Here is a 20,140-nt window from a genome sequence, read left to right as displayed (position 1 = left end):
TTCGTCACGGAACCTTGCTTTTGGTCCGCCGCTGCTCAACGCTTCCGATTGAGGATTTTATGATGATCTCGCGCAGATTGTTCGCCGCTGTTGCCGTTGCCTCGACCATGGCTGCCGTCGCATGGTTGCCGTCAGCGGTCGCCAGCGACACGGTTGTTCCGTTTTCACCGGCGGCCTTCAAGGCCGCGCAGGCGTCGGGCAGCCCGATCCTGGTCGAGATCCACGCCGACTGGTGCCCGACTTGCAAGGCACAGAAGCCGATCCTGGAGCGCCTGACCTCGAATGCGAAGTTCAAGGACCTGAAGGTGTTCCGGGTCGATTTCGATGCGCAGAAGGCCGATGTCAAAGCGTTCGGCGCGCAGATGCAGTCGACCCTGATTGTCTTCAAGGGCGCCAAGGAAGAAGGCCGCTCGGTCGGCGACACCAAGGAAGCGTCAATCGCATCGCTGCTCGACAAGAGCCTCTAGCCTTCCATGACCTCGCTTGCGTTGGCCTTCGCGGCCGGGCTGCTGTCGATCCTGTCGCCTTGCGTGTTGCCGCTGGTCCCCATCGTGCTGGGTGCCGCGGTGACCGAGCACCGGCTTGGCGCCGTGGCGCTGGCGGCGGGATTGGCGGTATCCTTCACCTTGCTGGGGCTGTTGCTGGCATTGGTCGGCTTCAGCCTCGGCATTGACGCGTCGGTGTTTCGCGCCGTCGCGGCGGTCATCATGATCGCGCTTGGTACGGTGCTGCTGGTACCGGTCTGGCAGGTCCGCCTCGCCGCGGCGGGCGGGCCGATCTCGGGCTGGGCCGATCGGCAGTTCGGCGGCGGTGCGTCGTCGGGTCTCGGTGGACAGTTTGCCATCGGCCTTTTGCTCGGCGCGGTGTGGTCGCCCTGCGTCGGCCCGACGCTTGGCGCGGCCTCCCTGCTGGCGGCGCAGGGCAAGGACCTGCTGCGGGTGGCGCTGACCATGATCGTGTTCGGCATCGGCGCGGCATTGCCGCTGGTACTGCTCGGCGAATTGTCGCGCGCCACGCTGATGCGTCTGCGGACGCGACTGCTGTCCGCCGGCAAGTTCGGCAAGAGTCTGCTCGGCGTTGCCTTCATCGTCATCGGCGTGGCGATTGTCAGCGGCGCCGACAAGACGATCGAGGCCGTTCTGGTCAATACCTCGCCGCCATGGCTGACGGAACTGACGACGTCGTTCTAGGGTCCGGACTCACTACAGCCACCAGATGACGGTTGCGGCGAGGCTGATGGCACTCATGAAGTTTCGGACGTTGCGGTCGAATCGGGTGGCGATGCGTCGCCAGTCTTTGAAGCGGCAGAACATACGCTCGATGACGTTGCGCTGCTTGTAGATGGCGCGGTCGTAATCGTATTGGATCTTGCGGCTCTTGCGCGGGGGAATGACGGGCTCGGTGCCACGCTCGACCAACCACTCGCGCAGCGCCTGGCTGTCGTATCCCTTGTCCGCGACGAGTTCGGCCGACGGTGGCATCGCCTCGATGCAGAGCTGCGCAACCCTGCAATCGTGAACGTTTCCGGGCGTCAGGAGCAGGACGCAGGGGCGCCCCTTTTCATCGCAGACCGCATGGAGCTTGGTGTTTCGTCCGCCTTTCGTGCGGCCGATACCATGAGCCAAGGCCCCCTTTTCCACCGCCTGCGCAGCGGTGAACCTTGATGCAGCTGCTGTCGATGAACAGCCGGTCCGGCGCATCGCCTGCTCCCGCCAGCTCACTGAAAATGCCTTGCCAGATGCCGCGTTCGGACCAGCGGACGAACCGGTTATAAAGCGTCTTCTTTGGCCCATAGACGTCGGCGCAGTCGGCCCAACGGCCGCCACAGCGCAGGGCATGGACGATCCCGCTTAGCACACGACGATCATCTACCCGGGGCTTGCCGCGCACGCCGGTCGGAAGCAGCGGCTCAATTCGAGCCCACTGCGCATCGGAAAACCAAAAGAAATCACCCATCTCACCGCCTCCTCGATGAGGCAGTGAATCACGATCAGGCTGCCAGGGGAATCCGGCTATTGGGTCCGGACCCTAGTTCGTGGCTAGACTAGGTTTCCGGGCGGCAGCACTTCCAACTCCGGCCACAGCGTCAGCCAGCGCGCAGCCTTGGCCCGGTAGGCCTCAGCGGAAAAATTGGGCGTCAGGTTGGGCCGCACGATCATCGCCGCGACGTCGTCGAGACCTGCGGGAGCATAGACATCGATGTCGCCTTGGGCGTTGCGTCGAATCCCGACTTGGGTGCAGCGGGTGAGGAAGCGATCAATGCCGTCGGTGGCGCGCGTCAGTGCGGGATAGGGTGTCCCGTGCTTTTGCGGATACCACAGGTGAACGCGGGCCTGGTTGCGCAGTTCGATCCGTGCGCCGAGTCTGTCGGACAGGTCGCGAAGCGAGGCGATGACGCGGTCTTCGGCCTCCCAGGAAGGGTCGGGATCGAAGTAGAACACGTCATAGTCGTTGATGCCGTAATCGACCGCGCATCCGGTGAGCGCATTCCAGGCCGTTTGGGTCAAGGATCCCGCGACGATCCACGCGTCGGGGAGGGCGCGCCTGTCGAGTTCGTCGAATAGCGCCGTGTGGATGGGATTGCGCAGTGCTGCGTCGAGAAAATCAGCGGAGGTCATGGCACCGCGGTTCGGTCTTCAGTGCGTGGAGCCCGAACTCGTTCGGAATTCGGTTGCGGGCTCCAGTTGCTCTCAATGCACCCCGGTGAAAAACCGCGCCATGCGGAAGCCCGATAGCCAGTTGCTCACCGGCTGGCTGCGCACGCCGAGGTCCCAGGAGCCGACGATGGCGTCGACGCGGCCGACCAGGTTGTCCATCGGCAGCAGGCCGACGCCACCCTGCGACACCGGCACGCGGCTGTCGGCGGAGTTGTCGCGGTTGTCACCCATCACGAACAGATGGTCGGCAGGCACCGTGACTTCCGGCGTGTTGTCGAGCCGTCCATTGTCGTAAAGCTTGAAGATCGGGTGCGACACACCGCCGGGCAGCGTCTCGACATAGCGTCGCGCGGGCTCGCCGCCGCCATTGTCGTCCTCGGCCTTGCCGATGCCGTCGGCCATCACTTGCGTCGCCACGCCGTTGAGCCAGACCTGGCCCTGCTTCACCTGGACGCGGTCGCCGGGCAGGCCGATGACCCGCTTGACCCACACCTGCGAGCGGTCGCCGGGCCAGCGAAACACCACCACGTCGCCGCGGTTCGGCGTCGAAGCGAACACCCGGCCGGTTTCCGGGAACGAGACGTGGATCGGCAGCGAGGCCGTGCTGTAGCCATAGGGAAATTTGCTCGCCAGCAGCGCGTCGCCGATCAGCAGCGTCGGCTCCATGGAGGCCGACGGCACGTAGAACGGCTCCGCCAGCGCACCCTTGGCAACGAATACGACGGCGACGATGGCGGCGATCTGGCCGAGTTGCCCCGACCAGCGTCTTGCCGTGGCCGAAAATGATGTGGTGTCTGCTTCCGTGCTCACGATCCCGTTCCTCCGACCGTAATCTTGTCCATGCGTAGCGTCGGCTGGCCGACGCCAACCGGCACGCCCTGGCCGTGCTTGCCGCAGGTCCCGATGCCGTCATCGAGCGCCAGATCGTTGCCTATCATGCTGACGCGATGCAGGTCGGTCGGTCCGTTGCCGATCAGCATGGCGCCCTTCACCGGCGCACCGATCTTGCCGTTCTCGATCCTGTAGGCCTCGGTGCACTGGAATACGTACTTGCCGGAGGTTATGTCGACCTGTCCGCCGCCGAAGTTCACCGCATAGATGCCGTTCTTCACCGAGGCCAGAATCTCCGCCGGGTCGCGCTGTCCGCCCATCATGTAGGTGTTGGTCATGCGCGGCATCGGCACATGGGCATAGCCCTGGCGCCGGCCGTTGCCGGTCGGCTTCATGCCCATCAGCCGGGCGTTCTGGCGGTCCTGCATGTAGCCGGTCAGGATACCGTCCTCGATCAGCACGGTGCGGCTGGTCGGGGTGCCCTCGTCGTCGATGGACAACGATCCGCGGCGCGACGAGATGGTGCCGTCGTCGACCACGGTGACGCCCTTGGCCGCCACCTGCTGGCCCATCAGCCCGGCAAAGGCCGAGGTCTGCTTGCGGTTGAAATCGCCTTCCAGCCCGTGGCCGACGGCCTCGTGCAGCATCACGCCGGGCCAGCCCGGCCCGAGCACCACGTCCATCTCGCCGGCGGGGGCGGGGATCGATTCGAGATTGACCATGGCCTCGCGGATGGCGCCGTCGGCGGCGTCGCGCCAGGCCTTGGTCTCGATGAAGCGGGCATAGCCCTCGCGGCCGCCATAGCCCTTGCTGCCGCTTTCCTGGCGGTCGCCCTGACCGGCAACGACGGAGATGTTGACGCGGGTCAGCGGGCGGATGTCGCGATAGCTCTCGCCGTCCGGACGCAGGATTTCCACCACCTGCCAGGTGGCGCTGACGCTGACCGAGACCTGTCGAACCCGCGGATCCTTGTCGCGCACATAGGCATCGATCTCGGCGAGCAGTTTGACCTTGGCCTCGAAGCCGGGCGCATCGAGCGGGTTGTCGTCGCCATAGAGCCGCACATTGGTGTGCGCCGGCGCCGCCGCAAAGGTGCCGCTGTAGCCGCCGCGCACGGCATGCACGGCATCCGCGGCCCGGATCAGCGCCGGGATCGAGACGTCCGAGGAATGCGCATAGCCGACGGCATCATCTTTCACCGCGCGCAGGCCAAACCCCTGGGCGGTATCATAGGTCGCCTGCTTCAGCCGGCCGTTGTCGAACCCCAGCGCCTCGCTCTGGCTGTATTCCAGGAACAGCTCGCCGTCGTCGGCGCCCTCGAGGCCCCGGATCAGCTGCTGGCGCACCTGGTCGCGGTCGAGATTGGCGCGGTCGATCAGGGAGGTGGTGGCGGGGCTGGTCATGAAGGCTCCGGGGCAATGGCGTTGTGGCACTGAAGATAGGCATTGCGGCGGAAGAAGGGGAGGGAGTTTTCTCTCTTTACGTTCATGTTGGTGCTGCTGCGGCATCCGATGCGTGCTAGATTATCGGTATGGATTACCGTTCGATCGTCACCATTGAACCGGGCAAGCGCGGCGGTCGCCCCTGCATCCGTCATATGCGGATCGCCGTCGCGGACGTGCTGGGCTGGCTTGCCGCCGGCATGTCGCACTCTGAGATCATTGCCGATTTCCCGGAATTGACGGAAAGTGACATCCTCGCGACTCTGGCTTATGCGGCTGATCGCGAAAGGCGTTCGATCACAGCCCTGAAATGAAGCTGCTGTTCGACCAAAACCTGAGTTTCAGGCTTTGCGAGGCTATTGCCGATGTTCTTCCCGGTTCTATCCATGTCCGGCATGCCGGTATGGAAGCGGCGGACGATCGCACAATCTAGGAGTATGCCGAGCGCAATGGTTACACGATCGTCTCTCAGGACGCCGATTTCGCTGAGATGGCGATCCTGCTCGGTGGCCCGCCCAAAGTGATTTGGATCCGGGCCGGCAATCTGCCAACGATGGAGATAGCGTCGTTGCTGCGGCGTTACGCGCAGATCATTGCTGCGTTTGATGACGACGAAGCGGTCCGCCTCGAGATCTATTAGCCGTCACGTCGATTTTGCTGCGGCAAACCATAGTGGGCCAGCGCAACTGCTATGGCAGCTTGTCGTAGCCTTCGCCGATGCCGTTGAGGCTGAGCGGGAAGCCGATGCCTTCTTCGGGGGTCTCGAAGATGATGAAGGTAGCGGTCTTGGCGGTACGTAGCTGCCCGAGCAGCTTGTCGTCCATCACCACTTCGGCGACGCAGCCGTTAGGCAGGCAGCGCACGAAGCCGGCGCGGCCGACGTCGACGTTGTCCAGCTTGAGTCCGAGACCGGACGGCAGCAGCACGCCGAGCGGGGCAACCACCCGCATCAACTTGCTCTTCTGGTCGGCGGTTTTCAGCACGATCACGGTCAGGCCGGCATTGGAGCGGTCTTCGGCCACCACGCTCTGAATCAGGGCGCATTGCTCGGCCTGGGCGCCGGGCGGGGTGTCGCAACGGATCTGCCAGTCGCCATGGGTCGAGCGCACCGCGCCCTGGGCATGGCTGGCCGACGGCATGGCGGCGACGGCCGCCAGCGCCAGGCAGCCGGCTGCGAGACGACGCCAGCCGGCAAACGGCAAGGCGAGGCCCGTGGCCGATGTGTTCAAATGTTTCAAAAGCCCCATCAGGGTCTGTCCCTCGGCAAGTCGTCCGGGCAATGGACTGATACGGCAAAGACGGCGCCGTGAAGGCGTCCGTCGGACTCTGGCGCTACGGCGGCGAATCACCGCGCCGCGAGCCATCCCGCCTGTGCGTACATCGGGCCGTCAGCCTGTCAAGCGCCACCGGTATGGTCAAGCTGCAGTTTCGCTGAATTCGGTCCGGGAATTGTGGCGCCGGCACAATCCTTCCGGATGCATTGAACCCCGGTCCATTCCTGCATTGCGACCCGCCGCGAATTATGGTTTGAGAGGCTGGATTTCGACGCTTTCTAACAACCGGGCCTATGTCCGTTTGACGGGATGCGAGCTGAACAGCTTTTGCTGGGTAACACGGCGAACCGCCGGGCTATCTTGAGTTAGATCAATATGGGAGCGCGCGCGACATGAAGATGTCGAAGGGCCAGATTGGCCGCCGGTTGCTGGGGTTAGCGGTTGTTGGAGCCGGGCTCGCGTTGAGCGGGGCTGCGTTGGCCGAAATGGGTCAGCCCGCGCCCTGGGAATACAAGCTGCAGGAAGCCGCGACGCCGGTGATGGAAAACATCACCTGGTTTCACAATTTCCTGCTCTGGCTGATCACCGCCATCACTCTGTTCGTGCTGGTGCTGCTGATCATCGTCGTGGTCAAGTTCAACGCCAAGGCCAACCCGGTCCCCTCCAAGACCACTCACAACACCCTGATCGAGGTGGCGTGGACCCTGATCCCGGTGCTGATCCTTGTTGCCGTCGCGGTGCCGTCGTTCCGCCTGCTGTTCCTCGAGCTCGACATTCCCAAGGCCGACCTCACCGTCAAGGCGACCGGCAAGCAGTGGTACTGGAGCTACGCCTATCCCGACAACGGCAAGTTCGAATTTGACTCGCTGCTGGCCTCCGACAAGCAGCCGCGCCTGCTCGGCGTCGACAACGAGATGGTGGTGCCGGTCAACAAGGTGATCCGGGTCCAGACCACGGGCGCTGACGTGATCCATTCCTTCGCGGTGCCGTCGTTCGGCATCAAGATCGACTCGGTGCCGGGCCGGCTCAACGAGACCTGGTTCAAGGCGACCAAAGTCGGCATGTATTATGGCCAGTGCTCGGAGCTGTGCGGCAAGGATCATGCGTTCATGCCGATCGCGATCCGCGTTGTGAGCGACCAGGATTTCGCAGCCTGGATCGAGACCGCCAAGAAGAAATTCGCAACCAACCCGGGCAATACCTTTGCCTCGGCCGGGATCGCGGCGCAGTAAGCTCCGGCTTGCTGCTGTAACAGTTAAGGGCGACGGGGCCGCGAGGTCCAAAGACGACAAAGCAGGATTTGAAAATGGCAACGACCGCGGCAACACCGGCTCACGACGATCACGCCCATGACGATCATGCGCATGCCCATCCCACCGGATGGCGGCGCTACGTCTATTCGACGAACCATAAGGACATCGGCACGATGTACCTTATCTTCGCGATCGTGGCCGGCATCATCGGCGGCATCATGTCGATCCTGATCCGCATCGAGCTGATGTATCCGGGCGTTCAGATCTTCCACGAAAGCCATACCTACAACGTGTTCGTGACCTCGCACGGCCTGATCATGATCTTCTTCATGGTGATGCCGGCGATGATCGGCGGCTTCGGCAACTGGATGGTGCCGCTGATGATCGGCGCACCGGACATGGCGTTCCCGCGCATGAACAACGTGTCGTTCTGGCTGCTGCCCGCCGCCTTCGCGCTGCTGATCATCTCCACCTTCGTGGAAGGCGAGCCCGGCGCCAACGGCGTCGGTGCCGGCTGGACCATGTACGCGCCGCTGTCGACCTCGGGCCATCCCGGTCCGGCCGTCGACTTCGCGATCCTGGCGCTGCATCTCGCCGGTGCGTCGTCGATCCTCGGCGCCATCAACTTCATCACCACCATCTTCAACATGCGCGCGCCGGGCATGACCCTGCACAAGATGCCGCTGTTCGTGTGGTCGATCCTGGTCACCGTGTTCCTGTTGCTGCTGTCGCTGCCGGTTCTGGCCGGCGCCATCACCATGCTGCTCACCGACCGCAACTTCGGCACCACCTTCTTCGCGGCTGACGGCGGCGGCGATCCGATCCTGTTCCAGCATCTGTTCTGGTTCTTCGGTCACCCGGAAGTTTACATCCTCATCCTCCCGGGCTTCGGCATGATCTCGCAGATCATCTCGACCTTCTCCAAGAAGCCGGTGTTCGGCTATCTCGGCATGGCCTATGCGATGGTCGCCATCGGCGGCATCGGCTTCGTCGTCTGGGCGCACCACATGTACACTGTCGGCATGTCCAGCGCGACGCAGGCCTACTTCGTCGCCGCGACCATGGTGATCGCGGTCCCAACCGGCGTGAAGATCTTCTCCTGGATCGCCACGATGTGGGGCGGCTCGATCGAGTTCAAGGCGCCGATGCTGTGGGCTGTCGGCTTCATCTTCCTGTTCACCGTCGGCGGCGTGACCGGCGTCGTGCTGGCCAATGCCGGCGTCGACCGCGTGCTGCAGGATACCTACTACGTCGTCGCGCACTTCCACTACGTGCTGTCGCTCGGCGCCGTGTTCGCGATCTTCGCGGGCTGGTACTACTGGTTCCCGAAGATGTTCGGCTACATGTACTCGGACGCCATCGCCAAGGCGCACTTCTGGGTCACCTTCGTCGGCGTCAACCTGGTGTTCTTCCCGCAGCATTTCCTCGGCCTGTCGGGCATGCCGCGCCGCTACGTCGATTACCCCGATGCCTTCGCGGGCTGGAACCTGGTGTCATCGATCGGCTCCTACATCTCCGGCTTCGCGGTGTTGATCTTCCTGTGGGGCGTTGTCGATGCCTTCATGCGCAAGGAAAAGGCCGCCAACAGCCCGTGGGGTTCGGGCGCCACCACGCTGGAATGGACGCTGACCTCGCCGCCGCCGTTCCATCAGTTTGAAGTTCTGCCGCGCGTGCAGTAACGGCTTCGCGCGGCGCATCTTGCGCCGCGCCTTGAGTTGACGTCTCCGCCGCGACCGCAAGGTTGCCGGCGGAGACGCAGTTGAAAGAAGTGAGAACGCAATTGTCGGTACTCGACCAGAACGCCATCGACCTCACGATGCCCCGCATTTCCGAAGCGGGCGTCGCCGATTACATCGCGCTGCTGAAGCCGCGGGTGATGTCGCTGGTGGTGTTCACGGCTCTGGTCGGCTACGCGCTGGCCCCCGGCCATATCCATCCGGTGATGCTGTTCACCTCGATCCTGTGCATCGCGGTGGGCGGCGGCGCCTCCGGCGCGCTGAACATGTGGTACGAAGGCGACATCGACGCGCTGATGACGCGCACCGCCAACCGTCCGATCCCGCGCGGCCGAGTCACCCGGCCGGAAGCCCTGACCTTCGGCTTGGTGCTGGCGTTCTTCTCGGTGATGACACTCGGCATTCTCGTCAACTGGCTGGCCGGTGCGCTGCTGGCCTTCACCATCTTCTTCTATGTCGTGATCTACACCATCGCGCTGAAGCGCTGGACCGCGCAGAACATCGTGATCGGCGGCGCCGCCGGCGCCCTGCCGCCGGTGGTGGCGTGGGCCGCGGCGTCGGGATCGCTGTCGGTCGAGCCGCTGCTGCTGTTCCTGATCATCTTCTTCTGGACCCCGCCGCACTTCTGGGCGCTGGCGCTGTTCCGCAACGACGACTACTCGCGCGCCGGCGTGCCGATGCTGCCGGTGGTCGCCGGTCCCGACGCGACGCGGCTGCAGATCCTGCTCTATACGGTGGTGCTGGTGGCGATCGCCGTGGCGCCCTGGCCGCTCGGCTATTTCTCGGCGGTCTATGGCGTGGCGTCGCTGATCCTCGGCGCCGGCATGCTGTATTTCGCAATCAACGTCTACACCCGCCGCACCGGCAGCGCCGCGCTGCGCGCCACGCGAAAACTGTTTGCCTTCTCGATCCTGTATCTGTTCGCTCTGTTCGCCATCCTGCTGCTCGAGGTGGCCGTCCGCGCCATCTTGCCGCTGGTCTGGTAGAGGGATGCATGGTCCGATGGACAACAAGCCTAACCCGGTCAAGCCAGAGGGCATCGTCCTCACCGAAGCGCAGAAGAAGCGCCAGCGCGAGCGTTCGCTGGCGATCGCTTGGGCACTCGGCATTCTCGTGGTGCTGTTCTTCGCCGTCACTCTGGTCAAGGGACCGGGCGTTCTCGTCCGGCCGATGTGATTGACATGACCGACCGCACACCAGAGCAACCGACTGCCGCCAAGCCGCGCTTCCGCATCGGTGGCGATGTCAAGGTGGCGGCGTTGTGCGGCTTGCTGGTCGCCTTCATGGTCGGGGCATCCTACGCTGCGGTGCCGTTTTACAACTGGTTCTGCCGCTCCACCGGTTTCAATGGCACCACCCAGGTGGCGACCGCGGCGCCGAACTCCGGACCGCTCGCACGCACCATCGCGGTGCGCTTCGATTCCAACGTGTCGGGCGGGCTGCCGTGGAAGTTCGTGCCGGAGCAGACCGAGATCAACGTCAAGATCGGCGAAGTCGTCACCATCTTCTACACCGTGACCAACCGCTCGGCGCGGACCACCACCGCACAGGCCGCCTACAACGTGGCGCCGCTGACGGTCGGCGCGTATTTCCAGAAGATCAACTGCTTCTGCTTCACCGAACAGACGCTGGGCCCGGGCGAAACCCGCGAGATGCCGGTGGTGTTCTACGTCGATCCGGCGCTGGCCGCCGATCCGGAGCACGACAGCCTCAACAGCATCACCCTGTCCTATACGTTCTACCCCGTGCGCGATCCGGCGCCGAAGCCCTTGGCTTCGGGCGAGCCCGACAAGCGCAAGGGAAATCTTTGATACGCGTTTTGAATTCCTGAGACGAACTGGCTCCGGCGCAAACCGGGGCCGCTGACGGAGAGACCGCCATGGCCACCGCTGACGTAAAGCACCACGACTACCACCTCGTCGATCCCTCGCCGTGGCCGTTCGTCGGCTCGGTTGCCGCCTTCATCATGGCGGTCGGTGCCGTCAGCTGGATGCATCACATGTACGCCGCTGCGCCGATCGTGTTCGGCATCGGCACAATCGGCGTGCTCTACACTTTCGCCAGCTGGTGGGGCGACGTGATCAAGGAAGCCCAGTACAAGGGCGACCACACCCGCGTGGTGCAGATCAGCCACCGCTACGGCATGATCCTGTTCATCGCCTCGGAAGTCATGTTCTTCGTCGCCTGGTTCTGGGCGTTCTTCAACGCCTCGCTGTTCCCCGGCGATCCCGTCCACGTCACCCGCGAGGCGCTGTTCGGTGGTGTCTGGCCGCCGAAGGGTATCGAGACGTTCGATCCCTGGCACCTTCCGCTGCTCAACACGCTGATCCTGCTGACCTCGGGCACCACGGTGACCTGGGCGCATCACGCGCTGCTCGAAGGCGACCGCAAGGGCTTGAAGTACGGCCTGATCCTGACCATCCTGCTCGGCGCGCTGTTCTCCTGCGTGCAGGCCTATGAATACAGCCACGCCGCGTTCTCGTTCGCCGGCAACGTCTATGGCGCGACCTTCTTCATGGCCACCGGCTTCCATGGCTTCCACGTGCTGGTCGGCACCATCTTCCTGCTGGTCTGCCTGTTCCGCGCCTATGCCGGCCACTTCACGCCGAAGCAGCACCTCGGCTTCGAATTCGCCGCCTGGTACTGGCATTTCGTCGACGTGGTCTGGCTGTTCCTGTTCATCAGCATCTACGTCTGGGGCCGCGGCGCCGGCGCCATCGCCCACGCCGCGCACTGAACGCGTTGACGTGCTAGAAGAGGGCGGCCGCAGGGCCGCCCTTTTTCGTTTCGCTGACGATGCTTGCTTCTTCTTCCCCTCTCCCCGCGCGCAGCGCAGCTGCGCGAAGGCGGGAGAGGGTGGACCGGACCAACGGGTCGGCGCAAAGTGCCGCCCGATGACAGGCTCCGTCCGGGCCGGGAGAGGGGCAGCCCCAAGCGCCGGCCCCTCTCCCGCCTTCGCTGCGCGAAGGCACCCTCTCCCGCTGCGCAAAGCTTCGCTTTGCTGGGGGAGAGGGGAAGAAAGATGCCATGACCGATAGTGCTCCTTCCGTTACCCTCGCCCAGACCGTCCTCCGCGGCGTCGCCTGCAAATGCCCGCGCTGCGGCATTGGCAAGCTGTTCAAGGGCTTCATCGACCTGCGGCCGTCCTGCGAGAATTGCGGGCTCGATTACACCTTCATCGACACCGGCGACGGGCCGGCGATCTTCCTCATCATGATTGCCGGCGCCATCGTGGTCGGCTGCGCGCTGGTGGTGGAGATCAAGTACCAGCCGCCGTTCTGGCTGCATGCCGCTCTATGGCTGCCATTGATTCTGGCCACCACGCTGCTGCCGATGCGGTCGATGAAGTCGCTGCTGATCGCATTGCAGTTTCACCACAAGGCCGCGCCTGGCCGCCTGATCGATCGCGCCCCGAAATGACCGCTCACTCTGTGCCGCGTCGCGGCAGTATCGGCTTCGGCATCGTCACCCTGGTGATTGTCGCCGTGTTGCTCAGCCTCGGCTTCTGGCAGCTGCAGCGCCGCACCCAGAAGCATCTGCTGATCGCCGCCTTGACCGAGCGCCTTGCCGGCCAGCCGCAGCAATTGCCGGCACCGGCGCTCTGGCCGGCGCTGAGCCCGGAGCATGACGAATTCCGTCGCGTGACCTTCACTGCGACCTATGAGCCCAAGCCCGATGCCATGGTCTACGCTTCCGGCTCCGCGGTGCGCCTTGACATTTCCGGCCCGGTCACCTGGGCATTCATGCCGGCAAAACTCGCCGACGGCGCCACGGTGGTGATCAATGCCGGCGCGGTGCAGAACACCATGCAGGATCGGGCCCAGCAGGACCGCGCGGTCCAGCGCCTGGTCACCGGCGCGCCGGTGACGCTCACCGGCTATCTGCGCTTCCCCGAAGCCGCCGGCGCACTGACGCCGCATGACGATGTCAGCAAGCGGCTGTGGTTCACCCGCGACCAGCGCGCCATGGCCCAGGCGCTGAACTGGGGCGAGGTGGCGCCGTTCTATATCGACCTGGAATCGCCGGTGCCCGCCAGCAGCATTCCGAAGCCGGGCCCGCTCGAGGTCCAGCTCAAGGACGACCACATGCAATACGCTGTAACCTGGTTCGGCCTCGCCGCCGCCGTTCTGGTGGCGTTTGGTGTCTGGCTGAGGGGGCAGCGGAAGGCTTAGCCTCGTGTCCCGAACGCTGCGAGGTCCCGGCGCCTGCAACACACATCGCTGTCATCGCCCGGCCAGGTGCGCGCTTGCGCGTCTGGACCGGGCGCCCCAGTAAATACCGGCATCTGTGAGAAAGCCGCGGAACTTGCGTGTACTGGATCCCCGCATCCGCGGGGACAACGGAGCGTGGGGTGCCTGAGTACCGCATTTCCCCTTGCCTGCAAAACCCATTATGGTGGCCCGGCATTTCACCTGCGCGTGAGATAATCATCCCTTTACATCAAAGGCTTGGCGGTCATCCGCTCCTTTGGAGGACGTGTTGACGAACTATATTTCGACGCGGGGCGAGGCCCCGACCCTCGGATTTTGCGATGTCATGCTGACCGGGCTCGCCCGTGACGGCGGGCTCTACGTGCCGCAGACTTGGCCGCAGCTGAGCCCACAGGCCATCGCCGGGCTGTTCGGGCGGCCGTATTGGGAGGTTGCCGTCGAGGTGATCCGCCCGTTCGTGGCCGGCGAGATTTCCGACGACGATCTCGGACGCATGGCCAACGAGGCCTACGCCACCTTCCGCCATCCCGCCGTGGTGCCGCTCGATCAGACCGCGCCGAACCAGTTCGTGCTCGAGCTGTTCCATGGCCCGACGCTGGCGTTCAAGGACGTGGCGATGCAACTGATCGCCCGGCTGATGGATCACGTGCTGGCCAAGCGCAACCAGCGAACCACCATCGTGGTCGCCACCTCCGGTGACACCGGCGGCGCCGCCGTGGACGCCTTCGCCGGTCGCGACAATGTCGACCTGATCGTGCTGTTTCCCCACGGCCGGATCTCCGACGTGCAGCGTCGCATGATGACCACGTCGGGCGCGTCGAACATCCACGCACTGTCCGTCGAAGGTCACTTCGACGATTGCCAGGCGCTGGTGAAGGGACTGTTCAACCACCACAGCTTCCGCGATGCGGTGTCGCTGTCCGGCGTCAACTCCATCAACTGGGCGCGTATTGTCGCCCAAGTGGTGTACTACTTCACCTCGGCGGTGGCGCTCGGCGCGCCGCACCGCGAGGTCGACTTCACCGTGCCGACCGGCAATTTCGGCGATATCTTTGCCGGCTACGTCGCCAAGCGCATGGGCCTGCCGGTGCGCAAGCTGCGCGTCGCCGCCAACGTCAACGACATCCTCGACCGCACGCTGAAGACCGGCATCTACGAAGTGCGCGAGGTTCACGCCTCGATGTCGCCGTCGATGGACATCCAGGTATCGTCGAACTTCGAACGCCTTTTGTTCGAGGCCTCCGGCCGTGACGCCGCTTTGATGCGCGGGCTGATGGAATCCCTGAAGCAGTCCGGCCGCTTCGTGCTGCCGGAGTCGCTGCTGTCGGCGATATCAGCCGATTTCGAAGCCGGCCGCGCCGACGAGGACGAAACCGCCGCCGCGATCCGCGCCGCTTGGCGCGAAACCGGTGACCTCGTCGATCCGCACACCGCCGTGGCGCTGGCGGTGGCCGATCGCGACACCACCGAGATGCATGTGCCGAACATCGTGCTGTCCACCGCGCATGCAGCGAAGTTTCCCGATGCGGTTGAAGCCGCCTGCGGCGTCCGCCCGGCCTTGCCGGCCTATCTCGAAGGGCTGATGAGCAAGACAGAACATATCAAGGTCATGAAGAATGACCAAAGCGACATCGAGCGGTTCGTGCTGTCTGTCAGTCGCGCTGCGAAGCAGGGAGCCATCTGATGAGCGTCGAAGTCACCAAGCTGCCCTCGGGCCTGACGGTCGTCACCGATTCCATGCCGCATCTGGAAACCGCCGCCCTGGGTGTCTGGACCGGCGTCGGCGGCCGTGACGAGAAGCCGAACGAGCACGGCATCTCGCATCTGCTCGAACACATGGCGTTCAAGGGCACCAAGCGGCGCTCGTCGCGCGAGATCGTCGAAGAGATCGAGGCGGTCGGCGGCGACCTCAATGCCGGCACCTCCACCGAGACCACCGCCTATTATGCCCGCGTCATGAAGGACGACGTGCCGCTAGCGCTCGACGTGCTCTCGGACATTCTCGCCAATCCGTCCTTCGTGCCCGACGAGCTGGAGCGCGAGAAGAGCGTCATCGTGCAGGAGATCGGGGCGGCACAGGACACCCCGGACGACGTGGTGTTCGAACATCTCAACGAGCTCTGCTATCCCGACCAGCCGATGGGCCGCTCCTTGCTCGGCACCGCCAAGACGCTGAAGGCCTTCGACCGCGACACGCTGCAGAACTACCTGTCGACGCATTACCGCGGTCCGGAGATGGTGGTCGCCGCCGCCGGGGCCGTCGATCACAAGCGCGTGGTCGAGGAAGTCGCCGAGCGCTTCAAGAGTTTCGATTCCACCCCGGCGCCCAAGCCGCAGTCGGCGATGTTCGGCAAGGGCGGCTCCCGCGTGGTGCATCGCGACCTCGAGCAGGCGCATATGACGCTGGCGCTGGAAGGCGTGCCGCAGTCGGACCTGTCGCTGTTCAGCCTGCAGGTGTTCAGCAACATTCTCGGCGGCGGGATGTCGTCGCGGCTGTTCCAGGAGGTCCGCGAAAAGCGCGGCCTGTGCTATTCGATCTACACCTTCCATGCGCCCTATTCGGACACCGGTTTCTTCGGGCTCTATACCGGCACCGATCCGGCCGATGCGCCGGAGATGATGGAAGTCATCGTCGACGTCATCAACGACGCTGTGGAAACCCTCACCGAGGCCGAGATCAACCGCGCCAAGGCGCAGATGAAGGCCGGCCTGCTGATGGCGCTGGAAAGCTGCAGCTCGCGCGCCGAACAGCTGGCCCGGCACATGCTGGCCTATGGCCGGCCGCTCACCGTGCCGGAGCTGATGGGCCGGATCGACGCGGTCAGCGTCGAGACAACCCGCAACGCCGCGCACGGCCTGCTGTCGCGCAGCCGTCCCGCAGTGGTGGCGCTGGGCAGCGGCCGGGGTCTGGACAGCGCGGTGGGTTTTGCCGAAGGTTTGACCCACGTGAAGGACAAAGCCCAGCTACACTGACGCGGATCTCTTTTCGCGGCCCAGGGGGACGCCAGCATGGCGCTGTTTCGCTTACCATCGAACCTACCGGCGGCGCTTGCGCCGCGCGGCTACGGTCTGCTGCTGCGCGGGCCGGTCATGGCCGACTTCCCGCAATGGGCCGACCTGCGCGAACACAGCCGGGCTTACCTGACGCCATGGGAGCCGATCTGGCCGTCGGACGACCTGACCCGCGCCGGCTTCCGGCGCCGGCTGCGCCGCTACGCCGAGGATGTCGCCGCCGATCGCGCCTATCCGTTCCTGGTGTTTCGCGAATCCGACGGCACGCTGGTTGGCGGGGTGACCCTGGCCAACGTCCGGCGCGGCATCGTGCAGGCCGCCACAGTCGGCTACTGGGTCGGCCAGCCCTACGCCCATCAGGGCTACATGACCGCAGCGCTGCGGGTGCTGCTGCCCAGCCTGTTCGGCGAACTCAACCTGCACCGCGTCGAGGCCGCCTGCATTCCCACCAACACCCCGTCGATCCGGGTGCTGGAGAAATGCGGCTTTACCCGCGAGGGCCTCGCCCGCCGTTACCTGTGCATCAACGGCGTCTGGCAGGACCACCTGCTATTCGGCATCCTCCACGAGGATTTGCGGGGGTAGGGCCCGCCCCCGGACGCGGTGCATCTGCCATCGCGCAGCGATGGTGGTGCTCCGCAGATCCGGGGTCCCGGTTGTCGCGAAATGCACCGGGATCCCGGATCTGCGCAGCGGCATGGCGGCGATGCAAGAGCATCGCCTGAGAATGCCGCAGCGCGTCGGGGAAGCGGTCTCCCACGCCATGCCTTGGGTTCGCCGCCATTGCGCTGTTATAAGGCCGCGTGCGGATCGGGGGCGATCGGCGGGCTATCGAGTTTCGGGGATATCCAGACAATGCGTGAGTTTCTGACGATGCAGGCCGCCGGCCGCGCCGCAACGCTGCGTAATCTTGCCGTGCTGGCAGTGGCCGGGGTCGCGTTGACCGGCTGCGGCGGCGGCAGCATGTTCGGCGGCGGTTCGCCGGGCGGCAGCCCCAGCCCGTCGATGACCGATCGCTTCAGCCAGCTGTTTACAGGCAAGTCCACCGAGGTCGGTGCACCACAGTCGCCGCAGACCGACGAGAACGACCTGACCTGTCCCTCGGTCAGCATCCGTCCGGGCGCCTCGACCTATGCGGTGGCCGCGCCCGGCAAGCAGGCCATCGGCAATGACCTGCGCTACCAAGCGACCATCACCCGCACTGCGCGCGACTGCAATCTGCAGAATGGTCAGGTCAACGTGCGGATCGGCATCCAGGGCCGGGTCATCGCCGGCCCGTCCGGCGCGCCTGCCAGCGTCGACGTGCCGCTTCGCGTCGCCGTGGTGCAGGAGGGCGTCACGCCGAAGACGATCGTCACCAAGGTCTACCAGACCACGGTGCAGATGGGCACCGACACCAGCGTGCCGTTCAGCCTGGTCGGTGAGGATCTGTCCTATCCGGTCCCGGTCGGCGCCGCCGGCGATTCCTATATTTTCTACATCGGCTTCGATCCGCAGGCCTTGAAGCCCGAGCGCCCGGCGCCGCGCAGCCGCAAGCGGTAGCGCGACCTACGCATCCTCGCCGGCCAGCGCGGCTTTCGCCGCCGCGCGCCGGCTGCGCTGCCACCACCAGGTGGCGGCGCCGACGCCAAGGGCCAGCAGCAGCACCGTGGGCATCCAGTAATGCTTGGCGGTGACTTCCAGCCCGGAGAACCCGCCGGCGCGGTCCAGCACCGACACCGCCAGCACGCCCGGCAGCACATGGGCTGGTGCCCACAGCAAAACCGCCAGGATGTTCACCGTGTAGAATCTCGCCGGAGCCATCCCCAATGCGCCGGCGGTCACCGGCACGAAGGCGCGGATCGGCGGAACGAAGCGGCCGAAGAACACCGCCCAGGTGCCGAAACGGCCGAAGAACGCCTCGCTCTGCGCGGCCGCCCCGGGATAGCGCGACATCGGCCAGGCGTTGAGAATGTTGCGCTGCTGGACATGCCCGACCCAGAAGGCAGTGCCGTCGCCGAGCACCGCGCCGGCGGCTGCCGCCAACAATACGCCGATCAGGTCGAGCTCGCCGCCGGGAACCAGCGCGCTCAGCGCCAGGATGATGGTCGAGCCGGGAATCACCGAGCCGACCACCGGCACCGCCTCCAGCCATGCGGCGAGGAACAGCACGAGATAACCAAGCCAGCCATGGGCGGCGATGAAATGCGTCAGCCAGTCGATCGATGAGGTCACGTGTGTCCTGTTCCTTCAGGGGCCTGACGCAAGGCCCCGTACAATATCATCAGCCAACACCGACCACGCGGCTGCGATCCGGGCCAGCCGCATGGAATCGGGTCGCGCCAGCACCGCCTGATTCGCAGGGCAGCCTTCCAAATTCCGCAGCGAATGCCTATCTTCATGATAAGGCTTGGGAACTTTGATTGCACCGCGGGCTTCTGCCGGCCCCGGTCCTCTGCTACGTTCCCACCAGTACCCCATCCGCAGCCATTTCAGATCTGGTTTCGGGACATTCCGGGACCACGGAGGATTGATGACCGCCGCCATATCCAAAGCCCACGACACCTCCGGATCTCTCACCGGCATTCCCGATATGAAAGTGTCGGTTCGGAAGGTCTTCGGCATCGACAGCGACCTCGAAGTGCCGGCCTTTTCCCAGGGCGACCCCCACGTGCCGGACGTCGACTCGGACTACCGCTTCGACCGCAACACCACCCTCGCCATTCTCGCCGGCTTTGCCCACAACCGCCGTGTGATGGTCACCGGCTTTCACGGCACCGGCAAGTCGACCCATATCGAGCAGGTCGCGGCTCGGCTCAACTGGCCCTGCGTGCGCGTCAACCTCGACAGCCACATCAGCCGCATCGACCTGGTCGGCAAGGACTCCATCGTGGTCCGCGACGGCAAGCAGGTTACCGAATTCCGCGACGGCATCCTGCCTTGGGCGCTGCAGCACAACATCGCGCTGGTGTTCGACGAATACGACGCCGGCCGTCCCGACGTGATGTTCGTGATCCAGCGCGTGCTGGAAGTCTCCGGCCGCCTGACCCTGCTCGACCAGAACAAGGTGATCAAGCCGCACCCGTCGTTCCGGCTGTTTTCGACCGCCAACACCATCGGCCTCGGCGACACCTCGGGCCTCTATCACGGCACCCAGCAGATCAACCAGGGCCAGATGGACCGCTGGTCGATCGTCACCACGCTAAACTATCTGGCCCATGACGAGGAAGTCGAGATCGTGCTGGCCAAGGCCAAGCACTACCGCAACCCGGAAGGGCGCGACATCGTCAACAAGATGGTGCGGCTGGCCGATCTGACCCGCAACGCCTTCGCCAATGGCGATCTGTCCACGGTGATGAGCCCGCGCACGGTGATCACCTGGGCCGAGAACGCCGAGATCTTCAGCGACATCGGCTTCGCGTTCCGCGTCACCTTCCTGAACAAGTGCGACGAGCTGGAACGCCCGCTGGTCGCCGAGTTCTACCAGCGCTGCTTCAACGCCGAACTGCCGGAAAGCTCGGTCAACGTCGCGCTGAGCTGACTCTACTTCCCCTCTCCCCGGGGCAGCGAAGCTGCACCTGGCGGGAGAGGGTGGATCGAAACCGCGAAGCGGGTTCGAGCCGGGAGAGGGGCGGTGCCAAACAATCCCCTTCTCCCGCCTTCGCTCCGCCGTAGCCGATGCGAAGCATCGGCGTTATTTTATAACGGCGGCCTGAAAGCCGCCTGCGCACCCTCTCCCGCCTCG

22 protein-coding genes and 2 pseudogenes are annotated in these 20,140 nt (G+C 64.9%); 17 read left to right on the top strand and 7 right to left on the bottom strand.

Annotated features, from left to right (window positions below; all coding sequences use genetic code 11):
• The first annotated feature begins 107 nt into the window (after positions 1–107).
• Both ONR75_RS31610 and ONR75_RS31605 read left to right on the top strand, forming a co-directional pair.
• Complete coding sequence (locus ONR75_RS31610; protein ID WP_413776551.1) at positions 108–467, top strand: thioredoxin family protein; 360 nt, start codon at positions 108–110, stop codon at positions 465–467.
• 6 nt (positions 468–473) lie between these two features.
• Positions 474–1,190: a cytochrome c biogenesis CcdA family protein gene (locus ONR75_RS31605; RefSeq protein WP_265080719.1), complete on the top strand. Its 717-nt coding sequence runs from the start codon at positions 474–476 to the stop codon at positions 1,188–1,190.
• Between the two features lie 12 nt (positions 1,191–1,202).
• On the opposite strand, the gene ONR75_RS31600 is transcribed toward ONR75_RS31605, so the two are convergent.
• The 5 genes and pseudogenes from ONR75_RS31600 to tldD all read right to left on the bottom strand — a co-directional run bounded on the left by ONR75_RS31600 (position 1,203) and on the right by tldD (position 4,891).
• The gene (locus ONR75_RS31600) at positions 1,203–1,700 is read right to left on the bottom strand and encodes an IS5 family transposase (RefSeq protein ID WP_265080718.1); all 498 of its coding nucleotides are present in this window, start codon (positions 1,698–1,700) and stop codon (positions 1,203–1,205) included.
• Between the two features lie 82 nt (positions 1,701–1,782).
• Positions 1,783–1,956, bottom strand: a pseudogene (locus ONR75_RS31595) (transposase); the annotation flags it as partial.
• Positions 1,957–2,039: 83 nt separating this feature from the next.
• A complete protein-coding gene (locus ONR75_RS31590; RefSeq protein ID WP_265080717.1) occupies positions 2,040–2,618 on the bottom strand; it encodes a nucleotidyltransferase family protein in 579 nt (192 codons plus the stop codon).
• Positions 2,619–2,690: 72 nt separating this feature from the next.
• A complete protein-coding gene (gene lepB, locus ONR75_RS31585) occupies positions 2,691–3,467 on the bottom strand; it encodes a signal peptidase I (protein ID WP_265080716.1) in 777 nt (258 codons plus the stop codon).
• On the bottom strand, positions 3,464–4,891 hold the full coding sequence (tldD, locus tag ONR75_RS31580; protein ID WP_265080715.1) for a metalloprotease TldD: 1,428 nt from the start codon (positions 4,889–4,891) through the stop codon (positions 3,464–3,466). Before tldD ends, lepB begins: the two co-directional genes overlap by 4 nt.
• A gap of 128 nt (positions 4,892–5,019) precedes the next feature.
• Between tldD and ONR75_RS31575 the strand changes: the two genes are divergently transcribed.
• Both ONR75_RS31575 and ONR75_RS32995 read left to right on the top strand, forming a co-directional pair.
• Positions 5,020–5,244 (top strand): DUF433 domain-containing protein, encoded by a 225-nt coding sequence (locus ONR75_RS31575; protein ID WP_265080714.1) that lies wholly within the window; start codon positions 5,020–5,022, stop codon positions 5,242–5,244.
• Positions 5,241–5,570 (top strand): annotated as a pseudogene (locus ONR75_RS32995) (DUF5615 family PIN-like protein). The gene ONR75_RS31575 and the pseudogene ONR75_RS32995 overlap by 4 nt, the downstream one beginning before the upstream one ends.
• A 49-nt stretch (positions 5,571–5,619) precedes the next feature.
• Here ONR75_RS32995 and ONR75_RS31560 read toward each other — a convergent pair.
• Complete coding sequence (locus ONR75_RS31560; RefSeq protein ID WP_265080713.1) at positions 5,620–6,177, bottom strand: invasion associated locus B family protein; 558 nt, start codon at positions 6,175–6,177, stop codon at positions 5,620–5,622.
• Between the two features lie 419 nt (positions 6,178–6,596).
• Between ONR75_RS31560 and coxB the strand changes: the two genes are divergently transcribed.
• The 12 genes from coxB (at position 6,597) to ONR75_RS31500 (ending at position 17,958) form a co-directional block, all read left to right on the top strand.
• A complete protein-coding gene (gene coxB, locus ONR75_RS31555) occupies positions 6,597–7,436 on the top strand; it encodes a cytochrome c oxidase subunit II (RefSeq protein WP_265080712.1) in 840 nt (279 codons plus the stop codon).
• A gap of 74 nt (positions 7,437–7,510) precedes the next feature.
• Positions 7,511–9,136 carry a cytochrome c oxidase subunit I gene (gene ctaD / locus ONR75_RS31550; protein WP_265080711.1) on the top strand — a complete coding sequence of 542 codons (1,626 nt, stop codon included), beginning with the start codon at positions 7,511–7,513 and terminating at the stop codon, positions 9,134–9,136.
• A 101-nt stretch (positions 9,137–9,237) separates the two neighbouring features.
• Complete coding sequence (locus ONR75_RS31545) at positions 9,238–10,179, top strand: heme o synthase (RefSeq protein ID WP_265083871.1); 942 nt, start codon at positions 9,238–9,240, stop codon at positions 10,177–10,179.
• Positions 10,180–10,195: 16 nt separating this feature from the next.
• Positions 10,196–10,369 carry a CoxF protein gene (locus ONR75_RS31540; protein WP_265080710.1) on the top strand — a complete coding sequence of 58 codons (174 nt, stop codon included), beginning with the start codon at positions 10,196–10,198 and terminating at the stop codon, positions 10,367–10,369.
• Positions 10,370–10,374: 5 nt separating this feature from the next.
• Entirely contained in the window at positions 10,375–11,004 is a 630-nt protein-coding gene (locus tag ONR75_RS31535; RefSeq protein WP_265080709.1) for a cytochrome c oxidase assembly protein, read from the top strand.
• A 68-nt stretch (positions 11,005–11,072) separates the two neighbouring features.
• Entirely contained in the window at positions 11,073–11,930 is an 858-nt protein-coding gene (locus ONR75_RS31530; protein WP_265080708.1) for a cytochrome c oxidase subunit 3, read from the top strand.
• A gap of 290 nt (positions 11,931–12,220) precedes the next feature.
• A complete protein-coding gene (locus tag ONR75_RS31525) occupies positions 12,221–12,613 on the top strand; it encodes a DUF983 domain-containing protein (RefSeq protein ID WP_265080707.1) in 393 nt (130 codons plus the stop codon).
• Positions 12,610–13,365 (top strand): SURF1 family protein, encoded by a 756-nt coding sequence (locus ONR75_RS31520; protein ID WP_265080706.1) that lies wholly within the window; start codon positions 12,610–12,612, stop codon positions 13,363–13,365. The genes ONR75_RS31525 and ONR75_RS31520 overlap by 4 nt, the downstream gene beginning before the upstream one ends.
• Before the next feature lie 307 nt (positions 13,366–13,672).
• Positions 13,673–15,088: a threonine synthase gene (gene thrC, locus ONR75_RS31515; RefSeq protein ID WP_265080705.1), complete on the top strand. Its 1,416-nt coding sequence runs from the start codon at positions 13,673–13,675 to the stop codon at positions 15,086–15,088.
• Complete coding sequence (locus ONR75_RS31510) at positions 15,088–16,377, top strand: M16 family metallopeptidase (protein WP_265080704.1); 1,290 nt, start codon at positions 15,088–15,090, stop codon at positions 16,375–16,377. The genes thrC and ONR75_RS31510 overlap by 1 nt, the downstream gene beginning before the upstream one ends.
• A gap of 36 nt (positions 16,378–16,413) precedes the next feature.
• Positions 16,414–17,001, top strand: a complete 588-nt coding sequence (locus ONR75_RS31505) for a GNAT family N-acetyltransferase (protein ID WP_265080703.1) — start codon at positions 16,414–16,416, stop codon at positions 16,999–17,001.
• Between the two features lie 270 nt (positions 17,002–17,271).
• On the top strand, positions 17,272–17,958 hold the full coding sequence (locus ONR75_RS31500) for a hypothetical protein (RefSeq protein ID WP_265080702.1): 687 nt from the start codon (positions 17,272–17,274) through the stop codon (positions 17,956–17,958).
• Positions 17,959–17,964: 6 nt separating this feature from the next.
• On the opposite strand, the gene ONR75_RS31495 is transcribed toward ONR75_RS31500, so the two are convergent.
• On the bottom strand, positions 17,965–18,630 hold the full coding sequence (locus tag ONR75_RS31495) for a DedA family protein (protein ID WP_265080701.1): 666 nt from the start codon (positions 18,628–18,630) through the stop codon (positions 17,965–17,967).
• A gap of 298 nt (positions 18,631–18,928) precedes the next feature.
• Between ONR75_RS31495 and cobS the strand changes: the two genes are divergently transcribed.
• Complete coding sequence (cobS, locus tag ONR75_RS31490) at positions 18,929–19,936, top strand: cobaltochelatase subunit CobS (protein WP_265080700.1); 1,008 nt, start codon at positions 18,929–18,931, stop codon at positions 19,934–19,936.
• The last annotated feature ends 204 nt before the right edge of the window (positions 19,937–20,140 follow it).

The organism is Rhodopseudomonas sp. P2A-2r (assembly GCF_026015985.1).
In the GTDB taxonomy this organism is placed as follows: Bacteria; Pseudomonadota; Alphaproteobacteria; order Rhizobiales; family Xanthobacteraceae; genus Tardiphaga.
The sequence above is the reverse complement of the archived record's forward strand: the minus strand, read 5'-3'. Positions and strand labels throughout refer to the sequence as shown.